3 protein-coding genes are annotated in these 2,165 nt (G+C 44.0%); 2 read left to right on the top strand and 1 reads right to left on the bottom strand.

Annotated features, from left to right (window positions below; all coding sequences use genetic code 11):
• The coding region (locus LD39_RS20800; RefSeq protein WP_035553310.1) for a ferrochelatase at nt 1-299 on the top strand (299 nt) is incomplete at its 5' end.
• Nucleotides 300-306: 7 nt separating this feature from the next.
• Nucleotides 307-1,710, top strand: a complete 1,404-nt coding sequence (gene hemY / locus LD39_RS20805) for a protoporphyrinogen oxidase (RefSeq protein WP_035553312.1) — start codon at nt 307-309, stop codon at nt 1,708-1,710.
• A 169-nt stretch (nt 1,711-1,879) separates the two neighbouring features.
• Here hemY and LD39_RS20810 read toward each other — a convergent pair.
• Nucleotides 1,880-2,165 (bottom strand): nitroreductase family protein (locus LD39_RS20810; protein WP_035553315.1); only part of this gene is annotated, 286 nt, incomplete at its 5' end.

Genomic DNA, 2,165 nt, shown 5'->3' on the forward strand with positions numbered 1-2,165 from the left:
GAATCACTCAATACGAAATTGGCTGGCAAAGTGAAGGCAACACGCCGGATCCTTGGATCGGTCCTGACGTACAGGATTTGACTCGTGATCTATACAACGATAAAGGGTACACAACATTCGTCTATGCTCCTGTCGGATTCGTATCGGATCATTTGGAAGTTTTATACGATAACGATTACGAGTGTAAAGTCGTTTGTGACGAAGTTGGTGCGAACTATTATCGTCCTGAAATGCCGAACACTCATCCGAAGTTCATCCGCACACTAGCAGAAGTCGTTTTAGACAAAGTGAAAGAGTAGGGATATTATGTCTCAACAAAAACAGGTCGTCATCATCGGCGGAGGCATTTCCGGGTTGACGGCCGCTTATTACTTACAAAAAGAAAAGCAAAAGGAAAACCTGTCGATTGATCTTAAACTTATTGAGTCGAGCAAACGATTGGGTGGTAAGATCCAAACCGTCCAAAAAGACGGATTCACGATTGAACGTGGCCCTGATTCTTTCCTTGCTCGTAAAGAGAGTGCAGCAAGATTAGCTGAAGAGGTCGGTTTAAAAGACCAGCTTGTTCCAAATGGCACGGGACAATCGTACATCCTCGTTAACGGAAAGCTCCATCCTATGCCGAGCGGTTCATTTATGGGAATTCCAACACAGGTTCGTCCGTTCCTGTTCTCAGGCTTATTCAGCCCTGTTGGGAAAGTGAGAGCGGCACAGGATCTTGTTAAAGCGAAAAAAGAAGTGGAAGGCGACCAGTCCCTTGGATTGTTTTTCCGCAGACGACTAGGAAACGAAGTCGTTGAAAACCTGATTGAGCCTTTATTATCCGGGATTTATGCCGGTGACATTGATGAATTGAGTCTTCAATCCACGTTTCCGATGTTCTATGATTTTGAACAACATTACGGGAGCCTGATCAAAGGGTTACGAAAAAAATATCCGATGAAAAAGCGTAAAAAAGGCGAGAAGAAACCAAGTATGTTCCGAACGCTTGAACATGGACTGGAATCCCTTGTTGATGCGATAGAAGATTCCCTCGAATCAGGTATTGTCCAGAAAAATACACAAGTGAATCATATCGAAAAACATGACGAAGGTTACCATTTATTATTAAGTGATGGGACCGTTCAAGAGGCGGACGCTGTCATTATAGCTGCCCCTCACTTTGCCGCGCAGCGCATGCTGTCTCAATATGAGTTCATGGCTCCATTCAAAGAAACAAATGCAACATCTGTGGCTAATGTGGCGATGGCTTTTGACGAATCAGCCATTAAGAAGGACATTGACGGAACAGGCTTCGTTGTGTCACGTAATAGTGACTTCAGGATCACAGCCTGCACGTGGACCCATAAAAAGTGGCCGCACTCGACACCAGAAGGCAAAGTCCTACTGCGTTGTTATGTCGGGAAGCCGGCTGATCAAGAAGTTGTTCATTTAAGTGATGAAGAGATTGTAGAAATCTGCCTTCGTGACTTGAACCAGACGATGGATATTACGGAGCGTCCTGACTTTTCTGTCGTGACTCGCTGGCACGACTCTATGCCGCAGTACAAAGTTGGACATAAAGAACGACTGGATCAGATCACAGCTGAGATGAAAGAGCATCTTCCAGGTATTTATCTGGCCGGCAATTCCTATCGCGGGATCGGACTTCCGGATTGTATGGATCAAGGAGAAGAAGCTGTACGCCAAGTACTTGAATATCTTGAGTAAAAACCTTTAAAAGACTGCTGTGGAGACACAGCAGTCTTTTTACTGGCTACATTAAGCAACAGTTTCGTGATTCTACAATAGTAGATTCAATATAGTAAATTCTTTATAAAAATCTCAGAGCTAAAACGCTAAGCTTTTTTAGTTCTATAATTCAAGAATAATGAATGGATCAATCGAGCCACTTAACGACATCATCGAAGGAACGACGTGATTTCTCTGGTTGCTCCTGCGCACGATATCCGAATGCACACATGACAGAAATACTGAAGCTTCCATCCTCTAATAATCCTTCTTCTTCAAGAAGTTGATTCATTTTTTCAATGGAAAAGCCTTCAATCGGACAAGAGTCAATTCCTATCTCTGCGGCCGCAGTCATCATATTGGAAAGGGCGATGTAGGTCTGTTTACCAGCCCAGTCATAGAGTGGGCGATCGCCATCAAGGAGGTTGAAGTCT

The organism is Halobacillus sp. BBL2006 (genome assembly GCF_000786645.1).
In the GTDB taxonomy this organism is placed as follows: Bacteria; Bacillota; Bacilli; order Bacillales; family Halobacillaceae; genus Halobacillus.

What these genes read in the sequence shown, in the direction of transcription:
- hemY (WP_035553312.1), top strand. Translation starts at nt 307, where the DNA reads ATGTCTCAACAAAAACAGGTCGTCATCATCGGCGGAGGCATTTCCGGG.